This is a genomic window from Thermus oshimai DSM 12092, assembly GCF_000373145.1.
Taxonomy (GTDB): domain Bacteria; phylum Deinococcota; class Deinococci; order Deinococcales; family Thermaceae; genus Thermus; species Thermus oshimai.
The window spans coordinates 20,640-37,912 of the sequence record NZ_KB890624.1; the positions used below are offsets into that span (position 1 = coordinate 20,640).

At 68.2% G+C, this 17,273-nt stretch carries 20 protein-coding genes; 7 read left to right on the forward strand and 13 right to left on the reverse strand.

Annotated features, from left to right (window positions below; genetic code table 11):
* Window positions 1-93 precede the first annotated feature (93 nt).
* Genes B043_RS0111610 through B043_RS0111630 form a run of 5 tightly spaced genes read right to left on the reverse strand, consistent with a single transcriptional unit; the run spans window position 94 to window position 2,541 of the window.
* A complete protein-coding gene (locus B043_RS0111610) occupies window positions 94-1,179 on the reverse strand; it encodes a YwiC-like family protein (protein ID WP_018462124.1) in 1,086 nt (361 codons plus the stop codon).
* Window positions 1,180-1,217: 38 nt separating this feature from the next.
* Window positions 1,218-1,592: a hypothetical protein gene (locus B043_RS0111615; protein ID WP_018462125.1), complete on the reverse strand. Its 375-nt coding sequence runs from the start codon at window positions 1,590-1,592 to the stop codon at window positions 1,218-1,220.
* Window positions 1,589-1,885 carry an AraC family ligand binding domain-containing protein gene (locus B043_RS0111620; protein ID WP_016329301.1) on the reverse strand — a complete coding sequence of 99 codons (297 nt, stop codon included), beginning with the start codon at window positions 1,883-1,885 and terminating at the stop codon, window positions 1,589-1,591. The genes B043_RS0111615 and B043_RS0111620 overlap by 4 nt, the downstream gene beginning before the upstream one ends.
* On the reverse strand, window positions 1,882-2,076 hold the full coding sequence (locus B043_RS0111625; protein WP_018462126.1) for a DUF542 domain-containing protein: 195 nt from the start codon (window positions 2,074-2,076) through the stop codon (window positions 1,882-1,884). Before B043_RS0111625 ends, B043_RS0111620 begins: the two co-directional genes overlap by 4 nt.
* Window positions 2,077-2,121: 45 nt before the next feature.
* Window positions 2,122-2,541 carry an RrF2 family transcriptional regulator gene (locus B043_RS0111630; RefSeq protein ID WP_018462127.1) on the reverse strand — a complete coding sequence of 140 codons (420 nt, stop codon included), beginning with the start codon at window positions 2,539-2,541 and terminating at the stop codon, window positions 2,122-2,124.
* 123 nt (window positions 2,542-2,664) lie between these two features.
* Between B043_RS0111630 and B043_RS0111635 the strand changes: the two genes are divergently transcribed.
* Genes B043_RS0111635 through B043_RS0111645 form a run of 3 tightly spaced genes read left to right on the forward strand, consistent with a single transcriptional unit; the run spans window position 2,665 to window position 5,062 of the window.
* Complete coding sequence (locus B043_RS0111635) at window positions 2,665-3,330, forward strand: c-type cytochrome (RefSeq protein WP_016329298.1); 666 nt, start codon at window positions 2,665-2,667, stop codon at window positions 3,328-3,330.
* Between the two features lie 24 nt (window positions 3,331-3,354).
* Window positions 3,355-4,773, forward strand: coding sequence for a cbb3-type cytochrome c oxidase subunit I (locus B043_RS0111640; protein WP_018462128.1), 1,419 nt, complete (start codon window positions 3,355-3,357; stop codon window positions 4,771-4,773).
* Entirely contained in the window at window positions 4,766-5,062 is a 297-nt protein-coding gene (locus tag B043_RS0111645; protein ID WP_016329296.1) for a hypothetical protein, read from the forward strand. The genes B043_RS0111640 and B043_RS0111645 overlap by 8 nt, the downstream gene beginning before the upstream one ends.
* A gap of 17 nt (window positions 5,063-5,079) precedes the next feature.
* Here B043_RS0111645 and B043_RS0111650 read toward each other — a convergent pair whose 3' ends face one another.
* On the reverse strand, window positions 5,080-5,457 hold the full coding sequence (locus B043_RS0111650; protein ID WP_018462130.1) for a YbaN family protein: 378 nt from the start codon (window positions 5,455-5,457) through the stop codon (window positions 5,080-5,082).
* Between the two features lie 138 nt (window positions 5,458-5,595).
* Between B043_RS0111650 and B043_RS0111655 the strand changes: the two genes are divergently transcribed.
* The 4 genes from B043_RS0111655 (at window position 5,596) to B043_RS0111670 (ending at window position 11,215) form a co-directional block, all read left to right on the forward strand.
* Window positions 5,596-6,954 (forward strand): multicopper oxidase domain-containing protein, encoded by a 1,359-nt coding sequence (locus tag B043_RS0111655; protein WP_018462131.1) that lies wholly within the window; start codon window positions 5,596-5,598, stop codon window positions 6,952-6,954.
* 115 nt (window positions 6,955-7,069) lie between these two features.
* Window positions 7,070-8,668 carry a nitrite reductase gene (locus tag B043_RS0111660; RefSeq protein ID WP_026234261.1) on the forward strand — a complete coding sequence of 533 codons (1,599 nt, stop codon included), beginning with the start codon at window positions 7,070-7,072 and terminating at the stop codon, window positions 8,666-8,668.
* Between the two features lie 83 nt (window positions 8,669-8,751).
* Complete coding sequence (locus B043_RS0111665; RefSeq protein ID WP_018462133.1) at window positions 8,752-9,882, forward strand: TIGR04053 family radical SAM/SPASM domain-containing protein; 1,131 nt, start codon at window positions 8,752-8,754, stop codon at window positions 9,880-9,882.
* A gap of 124 nt (window positions 9,883-10,006) precedes the next feature.
* On the forward strand, window positions 10,007-11,215 hold the full coding sequence (locus tag B043_RS0111670; RefSeq protein ID WP_018462134.1) for an NAD(P)/FAD-dependent oxidoreductase: 1,209 nt from the start codon (window positions 10,007-10,009) through the stop codon (window positions 11,213-11,215).
* Here B043_RS0111670 and B043_RS0111675 read toward each other — a convergent pair.
* From B043_RS0111675 to B043_RS0111700, 7 genes are all read right to left on the reverse strand, one after another.
* Window positions 11,207-11,758, reverse strand: a complete 552-nt coding sequence (locus tag B043_RS0111675; RefSeq protein WP_018462135.1) for a hemerythrin domain-containing protein — start codon at window positions 11,756-11,758, stop codon at window positions 11,207-11,209. The genes B043_RS0111670 and B043_RS0111675 overlap by 9 nt on opposite strands.
* A gap of 50 nt (window positions 11,759-11,808) precedes the next feature.
* Window positions 11,809-12,189 (reverse strand): hypothetical protein, encoded by a 381-nt coding sequence (locus tag B043_RS0111680; protein ID WP_018462136.1) that lies wholly within the window; start codon window positions 12,187-12,189, stop codon window positions 11,809-11,811.
* A gap of 4 nt (window positions 12,190-12,193) precedes the next feature.
* Window positions 12,194-12,421, reverse strand: coding sequence for a hypothetical protein (locus B043_RS12865; RefSeq protein ID WP_155987433.1), 228 nt, complete (start codon window positions 12,419-12,421; stop codon window positions 12,194-12,196).
* Window positions 12,415-14,469, reverse strand: coding sequence for a ferrous iron transport protein B (gene feoB, locus B043_RS0111685; RefSeq protein WP_038037156.1), 2,055 nt, complete (start codon window positions 14,467-14,469; stop codon window positions 12,415-12,417). The genes B043_RS12865 and feoB overlap by 7 nt, the downstream gene beginning before the upstream one ends.
* Window positions 14,469-14,693: a FeoA family protein gene (locus B043_RS0111690; RefSeq protein ID WP_016329286.1), complete on the reverse strand. Its 225-nt coding sequence runs from the start codon at window positions 14,691-14,693 to the stop codon at window positions 14,469-14,471. The genes feoB and B043_RS0111690 overlap by 1 nt, the downstream gene beginning before the upstream one ends.
* An 84-nt stretch (window positions 14,694-14,777) precedes the next feature.
* Window positions 14,778-15,446 carry a Crp/Fnr family transcriptional regulator gene (locus tag B043_RS0111695; RefSeq protein ID WP_018462138.1) on the reverse strand — a complete coding sequence of 223 codons (669 nt, stop codon included), beginning with the start codon at window positions 15,444-15,446 and terminating at the stop codon, window positions 14,778-14,780.
* A 5-nt stretch (window positions 15,447-15,451) separates the two neighbouring features.
* Window positions 15,452-17,245 carry an AfsR/SARP family transcriptional regulator gene (locus B043_RS0111700; protein ID WP_016329284.1) on the reverse strand — a complete coding sequence of 598 codons (1,794 nt, stop codon included), beginning with the start codon at window positions 17,243-17,245 and terminating at the stop codon, window positions 15,452-15,454.
* Window positions 17,246-17,273: the final 28 nt, after the last annotated feature.

Consider the following 17,273-nt stretch of genomic DNA (forward strand, 5'->3'; position numbering starts at 1 on the left):
GGGTGGGGATTGGGGTGTGGGTTTGGCCACTAATAGGGGAGACTTTAGGCACGAGCGAGTAAAATCGTGAAAAATATCGCAAACCCCATGCCCCTAGTGGACCAAAAGGAGCAGGCCCAGGCCCCAGAACCCCAGGGCGGGCCAGGGGTGGGGCCGCTTCAGGGCCAGGTGGAGGAGGACCACCCCCAGAAGGGCCAGGAGGGGATGGGGGAGGAACTTCCCTGCGAAGGCCAGGTAGAGAAGGCCAAGAAGGGCGTTCAGGTCGTAAAGCCCCACCAGGATGCGCACGCTCCGGGGCACCTCTTTCCGGAAGAAGAGGTACCCCCCCGCGAGGAAGGCCAGGGCGATGAGGCCGAAGCCCAAGGCGCGGTGGAGGAGGGGCACCCCTAGGAGGGCGGTGGGGAGGCCCTCCAGGGTGAAGCCCAGGGCCGTGGCCAACACCACAAGGAGGCCGAAGCCCATCTGCGTCCAGCCGATGACCCGGGCGGGCACGGGGGGTCGGAAAAGGGCGTGGGCGCCGTAAAGGGCGAGGAGGCTTAAGGCCAGGCCCACGGTCCAGGGGAGAAGGGCAAAGGCCAAGAGGGCGGAGAGGAAAAGGGCGATAAGGGCCGGATGGCGCTTCGGGTTCTGGCCCCGGGCCCTTAAGACCTGGGTGCGGGCGTAGTAGAGCGCGGCCACGTCCCTTAGGGCTAAGGCCAGGAAGGCCCCCAGGGCCACCTCCCCACCCAGCCCCCCGGCCAGAGCCCCGGCGGGGGCTAGGCTGGCCATGAAAAGGGCCGCGGCCACCTCGGGAAAGAGCTCCCGGGCGCGGTTCTCCACGTCCGCCCAGAGGGTGTAGGCCCCCAAGGGGAGGGCCAGGAGGAGGGGGAGGAGGAAGGGCCCCTTGGCGGTGAGGAGGGCGAGGAGAAGCCCCAGGGCGCTCAGGGCCAGGTAGGCCGAGGCCACCTTGAGGGCCAAGAGGGTGCGGGGGTAGCGCTTGCCCCGCTTCAGGTCCTGGTAGGCGAGCTTGAGGGGGTGCCGGGCCAGGAAGCCAAAAAGCCCTAGCAGGAAAAGCCCGAAAGTGGCGCCTCCCGGGGCGAGGAGAAGGCCCAGGAGGATGGGTTCCAGGGTGAACCCCCACCCCCCGTGCTCCGTGGGGAGGGCTACGCTCCTTAGGGGTACGGGCGCGGTCTTCTGCATGGCTTCACCTTAGGGAAGGCCTCGCGGGACAGGTGTCCCTAACGCCAGAGAACCTCCAGCACGAGGAGGACGAAGAGGAGGAGGGCCGCATACTCCAGGAGGGCGAAAACGCCCCAAAGCCCCACCAGGCCCAGCCCCCAGGCCAGGGCCATGCCCAAGAGGGCCAGGTTGGCCAAGAGCACCTGGAAAAGGGCCACCCCGGGCCTCCGGAAGACCACCCCCCGGAACCGGGGCAGGGCGTGGTAGGCCACCCCGTAGATCATGAGCCCCACAAAGCCCAACAGGTTCATGTGGGCGTGGGCGGGCCGCCAGGCGTAGGGGAGAAGCCCAAGGCCCAGAAGGAGCCCCACCAGGCCGGCGGCGGCCAGCCAAAAGAGGGCCGTGGTGAGGGCCAGGCGGCTGGCGGCGATCATGGCCTGGGGGCGATGATCCCGAGGACCAGGAAACGCCCCTGGCCCGCCCTTGCCCCGTGGGGCTCTCCCGGCTCGGCCATGAGCAAGGTTCCCGCCCGGGCTTCCAAGGAGCGCTCCCCGGCCCAAAGGACCCCTTCCCCCTCGAGGGCCAGGAGGAAAACCCAGGGCTCCCCCCGCCCCTTTACCTCCTGCCCCTCCTGGAGGCTGAAGAGGACCAGGCGGACCTCAGGGTGGTCGGCCAGGAGCTCCACCCCCCGCACCGCTCCGTAGCGGGCTTTTTCCAGGAGGTTCACCGCCCCTCCTTTAGGAACTCCTCCAGGGCCCTAAGGACCTCCCTTGGGTCCTGCCCGGCCTCCCGGGCCGCCTCCTCCAGGGGGAGGCTCCCCCCGCAGCAGGTGTCCAGGCCCAGGCGGTTGAGGAGGGCCACCGCCTCGGGGTGGGCCTTCAAAACCTCGTTGACCGTGGTCTTCAGGTCCAGCGCCATGCCCCTAGGGTGGCCCTAGGCCTTCCCGTGGGGCCATGACCCAGGTCAAGGGGCGCTTTGGGGCAGGAGCTCGGCCAGGGTGAGGCCGGCCAGAGTTTTCCGGAGCTCGAGGTTCATCCGCACCAGGTTGGGCTTGAGGTAGCAGAACCCGCGCCGCTCCTCCGTGGGGCAACGCTTTAAGGTGGCGCAGAGGTCCAGGGCCACCGGCCCCGAAAGGGCCTCCATCACCCGGAGGAGGCTGATGGCCTCCGGGGGCTCCTTGAGCCATACTCCCCCCTTACGCCCCACCCGGCTTTCCACGAGCCCCGCCCGGGCCAGCTTCTGCAGCACCTTGGCCATGAAGGCGGGGGGGGCTTTCAGCTTTTCCGCCACCTCCTGGGCGGAAAGCCCAGGCTCCTCCGCCAGGAGCAAAAGGGCGTGGAGGGCGTAGGACTCTTCCCGTTTGAGGAGGGTGCGCACGCTCATCTCCCTTCACTTTACCCGTACGGGGGTTTCAGGGACCTTTGCCCCTTGACTCAGGTCATGGATACTCGGATAAATGAATCGGAGATTTAAGGTGGGTTGGAACCCTAAGGAGGTGAAGAGGCTATGGAGATCGGCTGGATAGAAACGACCATCGGGGCCCTCTTTGCCACCGTGGTGTTGACCTTATGGCTCTCGCGGGGTTCCGGATGGCTGGAACCCCGGTTTTGGCGCAACGCCGCGGTGGTGAGCAGCCTCATCATGTCGGGGATTCTGGTCTACCTTACCATAGATTCCTTGAACCAGATCCGCGAGGGCTCGGCTCGGGTGCCCGCTTACGCGGTCATCAACCGAGAAATCGGCCTTAAGCGGGACTACGAGAAGCGGCGCGACCTTCCCGTCATCGGTGAGGAGACGGGGTTCTTCGGCCGGGTGTGGAGCGAGGCCGAGGCCTACTCCCTGGTCAATAAGGGCAAGATGACCCTGCAAAGCCGCAACTGCATGGACTGCCACACCCTTCTCGGCAACGGGGCTTACTTTGCCCCAGACCTCACCCGTGCCTGGCTGGACCCCAAGTGGGAGACCATGGTCAAGTCCATGACCGGGAAGGCCACCAAGGAGGAGGCCATGGCCGAGTGGCTCCAGCACCCTGACCGTTACCCCACCTTCAGCCGCCGGATGCCCAACCTGGGTCTTTCCGAAGAGGAAGCCAAGGCTCTGGTGGCCTTCCTTAAGTGGATGTCGGCCATAGACACCAACGGTTTCCCCGACCGCTTTGCGGGGGTTCAGTAGGGAGGTGGAAGCATGACGCAGGCCATGCCTCAAGGCAAGCTTTACGAGTCGCAGAAGCTCGCCCTTTGGTATTTCTGGGTGGCCTTGGCCCTCTTTGGGGCCCAGGTGCTCTTTGGCCTTCTCGCCGCCTGGCAGTACCTGGATCCAAACTTCCTTTACGGCAAGCTGAACTTCATGACCAACCGGATGCTCCACGTAAACGCCATGATCGTCTGGCTCCTTTTGGGCTTCATGGGGGGGGTTTACTGGTTCCTACCCCTGGAGCTTGAGCGGGAAGTGGTGGGTATCCGGCTGGCTAGGCTGGCCTTCTTTACCCTCATCGCTGCGGTGGGCGTGGTGGTTTTGGTCTACCTCCTGGTCCAGTACGGGCCGGGCAACGCCCTCACCCTGTGGTTCATCACCGAAGGCCGGGAGTACATAGAGGCGCCTAGGTGGGCCGATATCGGCATCGTGGCGGTGATGGCCATTTTCCTCTACAACGTGGTGGCCACCGCCCTTAAGGCCAAGAGGATCACGGGCGTGGCCGCGGTCCTCATGTTTGACCTGGTGGCCTTGGCCGGCCTTTACACCGCGGGGATGCACTACACCCCCAACATCTCCATGGACCAGTACTTCTGGTGGTGGGTGGTCCACCTCTGGGTGGAGGCCACCTGGGAGGTCCTGGCGGGGTCCATCATGGCCATGGCCTTGATGCACCTCCTGGGCACCCCCAGGCGCATCGTGGAGACCTGGCTTTACCTGGAGGTGGCCTTGGTCTTCGGCACCGGCATCCTGGGCCTTGGCCACCATTACTTCTGGATCGGCACCCCCGAGTACTGGCTTGGCCTTGGGGGGTTTTTCAGCGCTTTAGAGCCCATCCCTCTGGTGGCCATGGTGGTCCACGCGGTGTACGATGCGGGGGTCCACCGCATGCAAACCGTGAACCAACCGGCGCTGTTTTGGGCCATCGCCCAGGCTTTTGGGAACTTCGTGGGGGCTGGGGTGTGGGGCTTCATGCAGACCCTGCCCCAGATCAACCTCTACTCCCACGGGACCCAGCTGGCCCCGGCCCATGGCCACTTGGCTTTCTTCGGGGCTTACGTGACCGCTATCCTCACCGTGATCTACATGGCCCTGCACCAGGTGCGCCGGCCTGAACTCCCCAAGTTTGACTCCAAACTTTGGAAGTGGGCCTTCGTCCTCATGGTGGTGGGTATCTTCGGCATGAGCGCGGCCATGACCGTGGCCGGATTCACCCAAACCATGGTGGAACGGGCCATCGGTGGGAGCACCTGGCAGGCCTACATCGAGGCCCAGACCCATCCCTGGTTCCAAAACGGGATGGTCTGGCGCTTCATCTTTGGGGTCTTTTTCCTGGTGAGCTACCTGGTCCTCCTTTGGGACCTCCTTACCATCGGCAAGGGCCAGGCCCATGCGTCCAAGGGGGTGGGGGCCCATGACTAGCGAGGCGGTGCGCGACCTCATGCTTTACGGCATGCTCATGGTCTCGGCCGCGGGCTTCTACGCCATGTTCTACGCCCTGGGGCGGATGCTGGGGAGGCCAGGCGTTGTGGCGTTTTCCTACCTTTTCGCCCTTCTTCAGGCCCTGGGGGCCTTGGGCATGATCCTCCCCCCCCACCTGGATCCCTTTTGGAAGTACCTCATCGCCTTTAGCAGCGTGGTTTACCTCTTCGTTCCCCAAGGGATGTGGTGGGTGGTGACCACCTTTCACGAAAAAGAGCACGCCCACTAACCCTACCCTTGCAACCCCTACCGGCCTTGGCCGGTAGGGGTTTTTGTGGGCACCTTTTTCCAGATGAAGTACACCCCGTAGGCGATGAGGCCCACCACCAGGGCCTGGGCCAGGGGATGGGGCAGGCGGAGGAGGCTGAGGAAGGCCCCCAAGAGGGCAAGGGCGGTGGCCAGGGCCTTGGCCCTTAGGGGGATGCCCCGCCCTGCCCGGTAGTCCCGGACCACGGGGCCCACCTGGGGGAGGCTCAGGACCCAGGCCTCGAGGCGCGGGCTGGAGCGGGAGAAGAAATAGGCCGCTAGAAGGAAGAAGGGGGTGGCCGGCAAGACGGGCAGGAAGCTGCCCAAAAACCCCAGCCCAGTGAAAAGGAACCCTAGGAGCAAGGTAAACCGCCGCATCCTCCTTCTAAGGTAGCGCCTGGGGTGAGGACTCCGCTTGGGACAAATGTCACAAGGACACCTGTCCTGCCCTCCTTGCGCTAGGGTTTATCTCGGATAGGGAAGTCCGAGTTAGGCTTCCCAAGGAGGTGAGGAACGATGTGGAAACGGATCGCGGCCCTTCTGGTGCTTAGCCTAAGCCTCCCAGCCCTGGCGGCGGTGAAGCGCTTTGAGCTCACCACCCACTCCAGCGTTTTCCCCGTGGACCAGGGGGTGTACGTCAAGGGCTTTTCCTTCAACGAGATGAGCCCAGGGCCCCTCCTGGTGGTGGAGGAAGGGGACACGGTGGAGATCGTGCTGAGGAACGAGGACTTCGTGGCCCACGGCCTTTCCATCCACGCGGCCAACACCCAGACCTCCAAGTTCCTGGGCAACGTCCAGCCGGGGGAGGAACGGGTCTTCCGCTTCCAGGCGGACTTCCCCGGGGTCTTCATGTACCACTGCGCCCCCGGGGGCCACGGCATCATGGCCCACACCATGGGTGGGCAGCATGGGATGATCGTGGTGGAGCCCAAGAAGAAGTACCGCCTCGAGGCCGAGCTGGGCCGGGCCCCCGACCTCAAGCTCTACCTGGTCCAGAGCGAATGGTACGCCTCGGGCCGGGACTTCTTTGACGGCCGCGCCACCTACGTGGTCTTCAACGGGCAGAACTTCCGCTACGTCAAGGAGCCCATCCCCGTCCGCCCCGGCGACTACATCCGCATCTACTTCCTGAACGCGGGCCCCAACCTGACCAGCACCTTCCACGTGGTGGGGGGCGTCTGGGAGTACATGTACTACCAGGGCAACCCCGACAACGTGGTGAAGGGGAGCCAGACCGCCCTGGCGGGGCCCTCGGACTCCTGGGTGATTGAGTGGCGGGTGCCCCCTGTGGAAGGGGACTACACCCTGGTGACCCACGTGTTCGGGACGGCCATCAAGGGGGCCTTGGGCATCCTCCGGGCCAAGAAGGACGCCCCCCGGGTGGCCGAGGTGCGCGCCGAAGGCCCCAAGGCCCTTAAGGAGGTGCCCCAGGAGGCCAAGCGCGTCCTGGACCCCTACGGCCTGGGCACCCCTACGCACGAGCACACCGTGCGCAAGGCCCCGGACCCGGCCCTGCTCCAGCCCGTGGCGGTGGGGGAGAGGACGCTGGACCCCCTGCCCGTCACCATCCAGATGGTGGGCAACTCCTTCTACCCCAAGGTGGTGGAGGTGCCCGTGGGCACCACCGTGGAGTTCGTGAACGAGGATGTGTTTGACCTCCTGGAAGGGGAGCGGACCGGCCGCCACGACGCGGTGGTGGTGGACGTGAAGGGCCCGGAGCCCTTCGTCTCCCCCAAGCTGGGCCACGGGGAGAGGTGGCGGGTGACCTTCACCCAGCCCGGGGAGTACACCTACATCTGCAGCATCCACCCCTACATGCGGGGGATCATCCGGGTCTACGCCCCCACCCCCCAGGAGGCCCATAAGGGGCACTGAGGCCCTCCTTGCCCCCCCGGGCCTTTGGGCCCGGGGGATTTTGGCGGTAGGGACGTTTGTCTTAGGACACATGTCCTATTTGGACATCTTTATCCTTGTTTTGGGAGGTAAAGCCATGCGGAGGTTAGGGCTTGCGTTGGGGTTCTTGCTTTTGGCCGGGGCCTTGGCCCAGGGGCTTTCCCCTGGGGAGAAGGAGCAGGCGGCCCAGATCTACTTTGACCGGTGCGCGGGCTGCCACGGGGTGCTCCGCAAAGGGGCCACGGGTCCGGCGTTGGACCCCAAAAAGATGGCCGAGCGGGGTCTGGAGTACCTGAAGGCGGTCATCTTCGGGGGTCTGCCCGGGGGTATGCCCGACTGGGGCCGCCAGGGGATCCTGAGCGAGAAGGAAACGGAGCTCATGGCCCGCTTCCTCCTGGAGGAGCCCCCGGCCCCACCCATCCCCACCTACGAGGAGATCCGGAGGACCTGGAAGGTTTACGTGCCGCCGGAGAAGCGGCCCACCAAGCCCGAGCACACCCGCAACTGGCAGAACTTCTTCGGCCAGGTCCTGCGGGACACCGGCCAGGTGGCCATCATTGACGGGGACAAGAAGGAGCTGGTGACCATCGTGCCCACCGGCTTCGCCACCCACATCCTGCGCTCCTCCGCCACCGGGCGCTACTTCATGGCCATCGGCCGGGACGGCAAGGCCAGCCTTATTGACCTCTGGATGAACCCGCCCCGGGTGGTGGCGGAGTCCAAGCCCTGCGTGGACGCCCGTTCCATTGAGTCCAGCAAGTTCAAAGGCTACGAGGACAAGTACGCGGTGGTGGGGTGCTACTGGCCCCCCACCATGGTGATCCTGGACGGGCTGACCCTCGAGCCCCTCAAGATGGTGTCCACCATGTCCTACACCAAGGGGGCGGGGGAGTTCGTGCAGGAGGCCCGGGTGGCGGCCATCGTGGCCAGCCAGTTCAACCCCGAGTGGATCGTGAACCTGAAGGAGTCCGGCCAGACCTGGCTGGTGGACTACTCCAAACTGAACCAGAAGGGCCGCCCCCTGCCCATCACCATGATCGACACCGAGCGCTTCCTCCACGATGGGGGCTGGGCCTTGAAGCGCTACTTCATCGTGGCGGCCAACGCGGTGAACAAGCTCATCGTCATCGACACCAAGACCCGGGAGTTCGTGGCGGAGGTGGAGGCCGGGGTCAGGCCCCACCCGGGCCGGGGCTCCAACTGGACCCACCCCACCTACGGGCCCGTCTGGGCCACGGGGAACATCGGCAGCCCCGAGGTGACCGTGGTGGGGGTGGACCCGGAAAAGCACCCCCAGCACGCCTGGAAGGTGATCAAGCGCATCCAGCTCCCCTACACCGGCAATCTCTTCATCAAGACCCACCCCAACAGCCCCTGGGTCATCGTGGACTTCCCCATGAGCCCGAGCCCAGAGGCCGCGGCCAGCCTGTGCGCCATTGACAAGCGCAAGCTGGAGGTGGCCAAGTGCTGGGAGGTGCCGGGGGCCCAGGACCTCAAGGCGCGGATGGTCCACCCCGAGTTCAACAAGGGCGGCACGGAGATCTGGGTCTCCGCCTGGGGCTCCAAGGACACCCCCACCTTCATCGTGGTCTACGATGCCCTGACCCTCAAGGAGAAGGCCCGCATCACCGGGGACTGGGTGCGCACGCCCACGGGCAAGTTCAACGTGTACAACACCGCCTACGACATTTACTGAGAAGGAGCTGGGCCGGGGAGGCTCCTCCCCGGCCTTGACCCCGGTCATGGACCTTTCCCTCGGAAGCCGGAAAGGATAACCCCATGGAACGCCCCGACTTCGCCCGCTACCCCTACCTGGTGGCCTGGGAGGTGACCCACGCCTGCCTCCTGGCCTGCCGCCACTGCCGGGCCTCGGCGGAAGCCCACCCCCTCCCTGGGGAGCTTTCCACCGAGGAGGGCTTAAGGCTCATCGAGGAGGTGGCCACCTACCGCCCCAAGCCCCTCCTCCTCTTGACGGGGGGGGACCCCTTGGCCCGGGAGGACCTCTTCCTCCTCCTCGGGAGGGCCCGCGACCTCGGCCTCAAGGTGGGCCTCACCCCCGCGGCCACCCCCCTCCTCACCCGGGCGATGGTCTTCCGCCTCAAGGAGGCCGGGGTCACCCGTCTGGCCCTTTCCCTAGACGGCGCCTCCCCGGAAACCCACGACGCCTTCCGGGGGGAGAAGGGAACCTTTGAGAGGACCCTAAAGGCCCTCGCCTGGGCCAAGGAGGCCGGGCTCCCCACCCAGGTGAACACCACGGTGACCCGGGACACCTGGCCCGAGATCCGGGCCCTTCCCGACCTCCTCAAGGAGATGGGGGTGGTGCTCTGGAGCCTCTTCTTCCTGGTGCCCGTGGGCCGGGGGGCCCTCCTGAAGCAGCTTTCCGCCCAGGCCTTTGAGGAGGTCCTCCGGTGGCTCTACGAGGTTTCCAAGACCTACCCCTTCCATGTGAAGACCACGGAGGCCCATCACTTCCGCCGGGTGGTCCTGCAGAGGAGGGCCGAGGAGGGGGCGAGGGATCGCGCCCTGGCCGCGGGGGAGAGCCTCCATAGGGAGTACTTCCAGGACGGCATGGAGCACTCCCGGCTGGGGGTGACGGACGGGAACGGCTTCGTCTTCGTCTCGGCCACGGGGGATGTGGCCCCTTCCGGCTTCCTGCCCCTTTATGCGGGGAACGTCCGGGAGAGGAGTTTACTGGATATATACCAAAACAGCCCCCTCTTCCGGGAGCTCCGGGACAAGGACCGCCTGAAGGGCAAGTGCGGGGTGTGCGAGTACCGCTACGTGTGCGGGGGAAGCCGCGCCCGGGCCTGGGCGGAGACCGGGGATTACCTGGCCAGCGAGCCCCGGTGCAGCTACGTGCCCCCCGCGTGGCTTGCGCGGGTGGGCAAGGTGGCCGGGGGTTCGGCCTAGGGGAGGGACCTTTTGCGGCTCGGGGGCGGGGGGCGCCCCCGATTGTGCGTTTTGTTCCTGTCTTCACAAGTAAGGTAAGGGAAAATCATCACGAGAAGGGACTTTTGTCCCAAGGAGGACAAGCGTGCGGGAAACGGGGATCATGATCGTGGGCGGGGGCTTCGGGGGGCTGGCGGCGGCCAAGGCCCTGGACCGGGCGGGGGTCCCCTACCTCCTGGTGGACGCCCGGAACCATCACCTCTTCCAGCCCCTCCTCTACCAGGTGGCCACGGGGTACCTGGAGGCCCCGGCCATCGCCCACCCCCTGCGCCCCCTCCTCGGGCGGGGCCGGTTCCTCCTCGCTCGGGTGGAGGGGGTGGACCTAAAGGGGCGGAGGCTCCTTCTGGAGGGGGGCGAGGCCCTGCCCTACACCCACCTCATCCTGGCCACGGGGAGCCGCCCCCACGACCTAGGGGTGCCGGGGGTGGGGCGGCACGCCCTCTTCCTGAAGGGCCTCGAGGACGCCCAAAGGATCCGCCAGCGCCTCCTCCTCGCCCTGGAAGGGGCGGCGAGGGAGGAAAGGCCCCTGCGCCTCCTCGTGGTGGGGGGCGGGCCCACGGGGGTGGAGCTGGCGGGGGCCTTGGCCGAGTTCCTGCGCTACGCCCTCCGCCGGGACTTCCCGGAGGTCGGGGGGGCGGAGGTCCTCCTCCTGGAGGCCGGGGAGAGGCTCCTCCCCTCCTTCCGCCCTGCGCTTTCGGCCTACGCCAAGAGGGCCCTGGAGGGGATGGGGGTCCGGGTGGTTCTTGGGGCCCAGGTGGTGGGGGTGGAGGAAGGGGGCGCGCGGCTTAGGGAGGGGGCTTTCCTCCCCGCGGACCTCGTCCTCTGGGCCGTGGGGGTGAGGGGGAACCCCCTGCCGGGCCTCCCCACCGACCCCCGGGGACGGGTGCCCACCGACCCCTTCCTGCGCCTTCCGGGCCACCCCGAGGTCTACGCGGTGGGGGACGTGAACGGCCTGGGCCTTCCGGGCCTTGCCCCGGTGGCCCTGCAGCAGGGCCGCCTGGCGGCGGAAAACCTCCTCCGCGCCCTTCGGGGGCAGGAGCCCATCCCCTTCCGCTACCGCGACCGGGGGCAGCTGGCGGTGATCGGGCGGAACAAGGCGGTGGCCGAGATCGGGGGCCTCGCCTTCACGGGCTTTCCCGCCTGGGCCCTTTGGGCCTTCGTGCACATCCGCGAGCTCATCGGCTTCCGCAACCGCCTCCTGGTGCTCCTCAACTGGGGGTACACCTACCTCTTCCGCGAACCCGGGGTGCGGGTGCTCCTGGGGGAGGGCCTGCCCCGGCCTGGGCTATCCTAGCTCCGCCTCCATATGGGCCTCTAAAGCCCCCTTGAGCCGGGCCACGATGCCCGCGATTTCCCGCCCCTCCCTGACCGCCTTGAGGAGTTCCCCGATGAGCTCCCGCAGGAGCCTGTGCTCCAGCGCCCGTTCCCGGGCCGCGCCGGGGGAGAGGAGGGGGTAGAAGAGGGCCTCCTCCTTGGCCGCGTGGGCCTCAAAGAGCCGGGCCAGGGCTTCCGCGGCCTCCTTGGCGGGAAGGGCCTCCAGGAGCGCCATGAGGGCCTCGTGGTCCCCGGAAAGGGCCTCGGGGGAGAGGCCAAAGCGCACCAGGAAAAGCCGCCCCTGGCCCTTCAGGGCGTAGCTCCCCGGTCGCAGGCGGACCACCTCCCCCGCCTCGAGGCGGAAGCCCCTGCCCCACCGGCTTACCCCCACCTCCCCCTCCAGGCAGGCCAGGAGGACGTCCTCGCTCTGGGCCACCTCCAGCGCGCCTTCCCCCGACCACTCCAGCACCTCGGCCCGGCCGCCGGGGCGGACCAGGGCCTTGCCTACGAAGCGCTCTTTCATCGCCACCTCCTTTTAGCCTGGCCCCTTCCGGGGAGGCCATGACCCAGGTTCTAGAACCACTCCCCCTCCGGGACCACGCACTCCGGGCACTGGGCCTCGAGGAGGGCGAGCCAGGCCCGCACCTCCTCCGCCCCCGCCACCTCCCCCAGGTGGTAGACCTCCAGGAAGGGGTCGGCCACCAAGGCGCCCCCCGGGGGAATGGCCCGGAGGAGCGTCCCTTCCGGGTCCAGGAGAAGGGGAAGGGGGCTTGGCCTTTCCCCTTCGGCAAGGAGGAAGGCGTGGGCCTCGAGGGCCTCCTTGGCGAGGGCCTCCGCCAGGGCCTCGTCCCGCACCAGGACCAGGGGCTTGCCCTTGAGGTCGGGGAGGTAGACCCTCTCCCCCCCGGGCCGGAGCAGGGTGCAGGGGGGAAGGGGTTGGCGCAGGCGGATCATACCTTCAGGGTACACGGGCCTTTCGTACATAGTGGACACTTCCTTCCTTCAAACAGCCGCTCCGGAAGGCGCAGCGCCCGCACCCCGCCCCGCAGGCCAGGGCCTCCACGTACCCCCGCCTTTCCAGCTGCTGCAGGAGGAGAAGGGCGCCGGCCTCGCTCAACCCCAGGGCCTGGGCGAGGGCCTGGGGCGCCTTGGGGGTGGCGAGGAGTTCCAGGGCTTGCTCTACCATAGCCGGGAGGCCAGGAAGGCCAGGAGGTAGGCCAGAAGGAGCTGGTAGGCCACCGCGAAGGCCGCCCACCTTGGCCCCACCACCTGCCTGAGGGCCGTTAGGGTGGCCACGCAGGGGGTGTAGAGGAGGACGAAGACCAGGTAGGCCAGGGCCCCCTGGGGGCCCATCACCCCCGGGAGGGCGGCCTGCAGGGGGGTGGGCGGGGTTTCCAGGGCCAGGCTGGGCGGGGCGAGGAGGCCCCCTAGCCCTTGAAGGGTACCCCAAAGGGCCTGGAGCGCCCCCTGGCCTAAGGCCCTAAGCCCCTCCCCAAGCCCCAAGGGGGCCAGGGCCTCCCCACCCAGAAGGCTCACCCCCAGGGTGCCCACCACCACCTCCTTGGCCACGAACCCCGGGATCAGGGCCCCCACCAGCCGCCAGTCCCCGATGCCCAAGGGGGCGAACAGGGGGGTGAGCCCCTGGGCCAGGGCCTCGTAGGGGTGGCCCGGAAGGTGGAGGAGGCCCCAGACCGCCACCACCGCCAGGAGGATGGGTCCGCCCGCCCCCTGGACGAAGCTTAAGGTCCTGCCCCAGCTCAGGCGGAGGAGGAGGCGCCAGGGCGGGAAGCGGTAGGGGGGGAGCTCCATGGCCCCCTCCCCACCGCCCCCCGGGAGGAGGCGCCCCAGGAGGAAAGCGGTGAGGAGCCCCACGCCCAGCCCCAGGAGGTAGAGCCCGAAGACCACCCAGGCCGCCTGGTCCCGGAAAAAGGCGAAAGCGAAGAGGCTGAAGACGGGAAGCCGGGCGGAGCAGGCCAGGAAGGGGATGGCCAGGGCCACCCGGAGCCGGTCCAGGGGGTGGCCCAGGGCCCGGGTGGCGTACACCGCGGGCACGTTGCACCCAAACCCCAGCACCAGAGGGATGAAGGCCTGCCCGGGGAGCTTCAGGGCCTGCATCAGCCGGTCGGCCACGAAGGCCATGCGGGCCATAAACCCGGAGGTTTCCAAAAAGGCCAGGGCTAGGTAGAGGAGGAAGAGCACCGGGGTAAAGGCCAGCACCGTTCCCACCCCGCCCACCACCCCCTCCGCCAGGAAGGAGCGCAGGAGGCCGGGGAAGGGCAGGCCCCATATCCAGCGGGCCGCGACCTCCTGCACCTGGCCCAGGAGGTCCACCCAGGGGGTGGAGAGGGCGAAGGTGAAGCGGAAGGCCAGGAAGAGGGCCAGGAGGAAGAGGGGAAGCCCCAAAAGGGGGTGGAGGACCAGGCGGTCCAGCCGTTCCGTGAGGCCGGAGGGGCTTCCCACCCGTTTAAGGGCCCGGGCGGCCACCTCCCGGGCTTTGGTGTAGCGGCCCTCCAGGGCCAGGAGGTAGGGGTCAAGCCCCTTTTCCAAAAGCGCCCGGCGCCAAAGGGAGGCCCTTTCTCTCACCCCCTGGGGTAAGGGGGCCTCTTCCCCCAGAAGGGCCAGGAGGGCCACCCCCCGGGGCACGGGCCCCTCCAGGGCCTTCAGGGCCTCCTCCAGGGGGGCGGGGTAGGAGAGGGGGGGCGGGGGGACGCGGGCCTCCAGAACCTTGTCCAGAACCCCCTCCACCCGGCCCCGGCTGGCCACCGCCCCGGCCACGGGCAGGCCCAGGGCCTCCTCCAAGGCCAAGAGGTCCACCTTTAGCCCTTTGGCCTCCGCCTCGTCCAGGAGGTTGACCACCAAAGCCAAGGGCAGGCCCAGCTCCATGAGCTCCAGGACCAGGACCAGGCTCCTTTCCAGGTTGCCCGCGTCCAGAACCGCCACCACCCGGTCGGGGGGGTGTTCCAGGAGCTCCCTTAGGACCAGGCCCTCCTCCGGGGAGGTGGGCAGGAGGCTGTAGGTGCCCGGCAGGTCCACCAGCTCCACCCGCTTGCCCTGCAGAAGGAGGGGGGCGGAGAGCCGTTCTAGGGTGGTTCCCGGCCAGTTGCCCACCTCCAGCCGGCTGCCCGCAAGGGCGTTGATGAGGGAGGACTTGCCCGTGTTGGGGTTGCCCACCAGGGCCCAGCGCTCGTCTTTGGTGAGAACGGGGGCAGGGGAGGCGCAGCGGGGGCAGGCCATCATCCCTCCAGGGGTTCCACCAGGACCGCGTGGGCCTCCGTGCGCCGGAGAAGGAGGAGGGTTTCCCCCGCCCGCACCTCCAGGGGGTCCCCCAGGGGGGCTCGGAGGAGGACCTCCACCAAGACCCCGGGGCGCACCCCCAGGGCGAGGAGTCTACGGTGCTCCGGGGGAACCTTTAGGACGCGGGCCGGACGGCCTGGAGGCAGGTGGGCCAGGGTCGCCATGGAACCCTCCTCGCCCTCAGGCTACCGGGGGGTCCTGAGGAAAGTCAAGTAAGTGGGTCGGGTTTTGGCAGATAAAAACAGTACTCATTCGCGGATCCTCCCCTTGAGGGCCTGGGGGTCGGGGATCTCCACCCGCCGGCCCGCAAGCCGGATGAGCCCCTGGCGGTAGAGGCGGCCCAGGTTGCGGGAGACGGCCTCGGGGACGGTGCCGAGGAGGGCGGCGAGCTCGGGGTTGGTGGGCAGGCTGAACCCCTGCCCCTCGGCCTCGAGGCGGGCCAGGAGGTACTCGGAAAGCCGTTCCCCCACCTCGTGGAAGACCAGCCGGTCCAGGAGGTGGAGGAGCTGCCCCTGCCGCCGGGCCAGGTAGCGGAGGAGGGCCTTGGCCAGAGGGGGGCTTGCCTCCAGGAGGCCGAAGAAGACCTCCTTGGGGATGGCCAGGACCTGGCTTTCCTCCAGGGCCTCGGCGCTGGCGGGGTAGGTGGGGCGCTCCAGGAATAGGGCCACCTCCGCCAGGACCCGGTAGGGGCCCTCCAGGTGGAGCACCACCTGCTTCCGGCCCTCCGGGTCCAGCTTGTAGACCTTGATGAGGCCCTTTAGGACGGCGTAGAGGTGGGTCACAGGGTCGCCCTCCAGGAAGAGGGTTTCCCCTTTGGCTAGCGTCCTGAAATGGGCCGCCCTCTCTAAGGCCTTAAGGCCCTCCGGGGGAAGCCCCCGGAAGAGGGGCACCTGGGCCAGAACGCCCTTGGGGTCCATACCCTTTACCTTAAGGCCTCCAGGCGGGTCTGGGCCTCCTCAAAGAGGGGTTCCAGCTTGAGGGCGCGGGCGTAGGCCTCCCGGGCCACCTCCTTGTAGCCCAGGGCCTCGGCCATCTCCCCCAGGCGGAGGAGGCCGTAAAGGGCCCGTTCCTGCAGGTAGGCCCGTTCCGCCTCCGCCCACTCCCCGTAGGGGTCGTCCCCGAAGAGGGGGCCCTTGTAGAGCTCCAGGGCTTCCCTAAGGGTTTTGAAGGCCGAAAGCCCCTCCTCCAGGTCCGCCCTGCGCATCAGGGCCTCAAAATGGGCGAAGTCCAGGTAGTGGGGCTCGGGCAGGTGGAGGCGGTAGTACTCCCCCTCCCGCTCCACGATCCCCGGCAGGGTCTTGCGCAGGTGGTAGACCGCGGTGTAGAGCTCCTGCTTTGCCCTTTCCGGGGGAAGGCCAGGGAAGAGGCTTTCCGCCAGCTCGTCAGCGAAGAGGGCCCGGTCCTTGTTGGCCAGGAGGAGCTTGAAAAGCCGCCAGGCGCTCCGCCTTCCGAAGTCCTCGGGCCTGAGCTCCCGCCCCTGGTAGAGGACGCGGAAGCCCCCCAGGGCGTGGACCTCGAGGCGGCTCTCCTTGGGCTTTTCGGGGAAGAGGAGGGGGGCGGCCAGGCGCTGGAGCCAAAGGGCGAAGGCCGCAGGCCCGGTGGGGGGCTTGGGGGGCCTGGCGTGGAAGAGGGTTTCCACCGCCACCACCTCCCCCCAGGCCCAAAGGGGCAGGCAGATCCGGGGCCGCCCCTCGGCCTCGGGGCAGTCGGGGAGGCCGTTTTTGAAGCCCACCACCTCCCCCCGCCAGGCGGGGCAGTCCTTCATCGCGCACGGGGGCACCGGCCCCAGGCTCAAGGGGGGGCCCTCCTTGGGGACGAGCCGCACCCCCGTGGCCCCGCTCAGGCGGCGGACCCCCTCCAGAAGGGCCCTTACCCCCTCCGCGGGCACCCCCCGGTGGAGGAGGCGGGTGGCGGCCTTGAGCCCCTCCTCCCCCAGGCGGGTGAGGAGGGTGTAGAGGGTGCTGGCCAGGAGAGGGCCGATCCGCTCCAGGGCCTCCAGGACCTCCTCGTGGCGCACCCCGGGGTCGCGGGAGGCCAGGTTCAGGACCCCGATGAGGCCGTGGGGGAGCTCCAGGGGGTAGCAGATGTAGGTCTGGTAGCCCAGGGCCTTGACCTTCTGCCGGAGGTACCGGCTGTCCTCCCCTAGGGCGTGGGTGAAGAGGGGGGCGCGCTTCAGGGCCACGATCCCCGGGTAGCCCTCCCCCAGCTGGAACCAGGGCCTTTCCAGGAAAGCCTCCCGGTGGAGCCCCTCGTAGGCGGTGAGGATCAGGTGGTGCCCCTCGGGGTCGGAAAGGAAAAGCTCCGCCGCCTCCATGGAAAGGGCCTGCCGCAGGACCCCGAGGAAGACCTCGAGGTTCTTAGGGAACTCCTCGGGGTGCTTCAGGAGGTGCTGGGCCAGCCGCGAAAGCTCCAGGAGGAGGTCCGGAGGAGCCCCCTTTTCCGGGAAGAGCTCCACCAAAAACCCCTCCCCCTCCCGGTAGCCCTGGCACCGGAGGCGGCGGCCCTGCCGGACCAGGGGGGTGCTGGCCCGGTAGGCCCCCCGCCGGAGCTCCCGGAGCACCGGACAGCGGGGGCAGAGGGGCCGGCCGAAGGGGTCCTTGCCCTCCACCAGGAGGGCGCAGGGGACCTTCGTCCCTTCCAGGCCCAGGCTGGGGTCGGCCTGGAGGACCGTGGCCAGGCCACGGGCGTCCACTCGCAGGCGGGCTAAGGGCTCCATCTGCCCTCAGCCTAGGCCCTTCCGGTAG

What these genes read in the sequence shown, in the direction of transcription:
- B043_RS0111610 (WP_018462124.1), bottom strand. Translation starts at nt 1,179, where the DNA reads ATGCAGAAGACCGCGCCCGTACCCCTAAGGAGCGTAGCCCTCCCCACG.
- B043_RS0111615 (WP_018462125.1), bottom strand. Translation starts at nt 1,592, where the DNA reads ATGATCGCCGCCAGCCGCCTGGCCCTCACCACGGCCCTCTTTTGGCTG.
- B043_RS0111625 (WP_018462126.1), bottom strand. Translation starts at nt 2,076, where the DNA reads ATGGCGCTGGACCTGAAGACCACGGTCAACGAGGTTTTGAAGGCCCAC.
- B043_RS0111630 (WP_018462127.1), bottom strand. Translation starts at nt 2,541, where the DNA reads ATGAGCGTGCGCACCCTCCTCAAACGGGAAGAGTCCTACGCCCTCCAC.
- B043_RS0111635 (WP_016329298.1), top strand. Translation starts at nt 2,665, where the DNA reads ATGGAGATCGGCTGGATAGAAACGACCATCGGGGCCCTCTTTGCCACC.
- B043_RS0111640 (WP_018462128.1), top strand. Translation starts at nt 3,355, where the DNA reads ATGCCTCAAGGCAAGCTTTACGAGTCGCAGAAGCTCGCCCTTTGGTAT.
- B043_RS0111645 (WP_016329296.1), top strand. Translation starts at nt 4,766, where the DNA reads ATGACTAGCGAGGCGGTGCGCGACCTCATGCTTTACGGCATGCTCATG.
- B043_RS0111650 (WP_018462130.1), bottom strand. Translation starts at nt 5,457, where the DNA reads ATGCGGCGGTTTACCTTGCTCCTAGGGTTCCTTTTCACTGGGCTGGGG.
- B043_RS0111655 (WP_018462131.1), top strand. Translation starts at nt 5,596, where the DNA reads ATGTGGAAACGGATCGCGGCCCTTCTGGTGCTTAGCCTAAGCCTCCCA.
- B043_RS0111660 (WP_026234261.1), top strand. Translation starts at nt 7,070, where the DNA reads ATGCGGAGGTTAGGGCTTGCGTTGGGGTTCTTGCTTTTGGCCGGGGCC.
- B043_RS0111665 (WP_018462133.1), top strand. Translation starts at nt 8,752, where the DNA reads ATGGAACGCCCCGACTTCGCCCGCTACCCCTACCTGGTGGCCTGGGAG.
- B043_RS0111675 (WP_018462135.1), bottom strand. Translation starts at nt 11,758, where the DNA reads ATGAAAGAGCGCTTCGTAGGCAAGGCCCTGGTCCGCCCCGGCGGCCGG.
- B043_RS0111680 (WP_018462136.1), bottom strand. Translation starts at nt 12,189, where the DNA reads ATGATCCGCCTGCGCCAACCCCTTCCCCCCTGCACCCTGCTCCGGCCC.
- B043_RS12865 (WP_155987433.1), bottom strand. Translation starts at nt 12,421, where the DNA reads ATGGTAGAGCAAGCCCTGGAACTCCTCGCCACCCCCAAGGCGCCCCAG.
- feoB (WP_038037156.1), bottom strand. Translation starts at nt 14,469, where the DNA reads ATGGCCTGCCCCCGCTGCGCCTCCCCTGCCCCCGTTCTCACCAAAGAC.
- B043_RS0111690 (WP_016329286.1), bottom strand. Translation starts at nt 14,693, where the DNA reads ATGGCGACCCTGGCCCACCTGCCTCCAGGCCGTCCGGCCCGCGTCCTA.
- B043_RS0111695 (WP_018462138.1), bottom strand. Translation starts at nt 15,446, where the DNA reads ATGGACCCCAAGGGCGTTCTGGCCCAGGTGCCCCTCTTCCGGGGGCTT.
- B043_RS0111700 (WP_016329284.1), bottom strand. Translation starts at nt 17,245, where the DNA reads ATGGAGCCCTTAGCCCGCCTGCGAGTGGACGCCCGTGGCCTGGCCACG.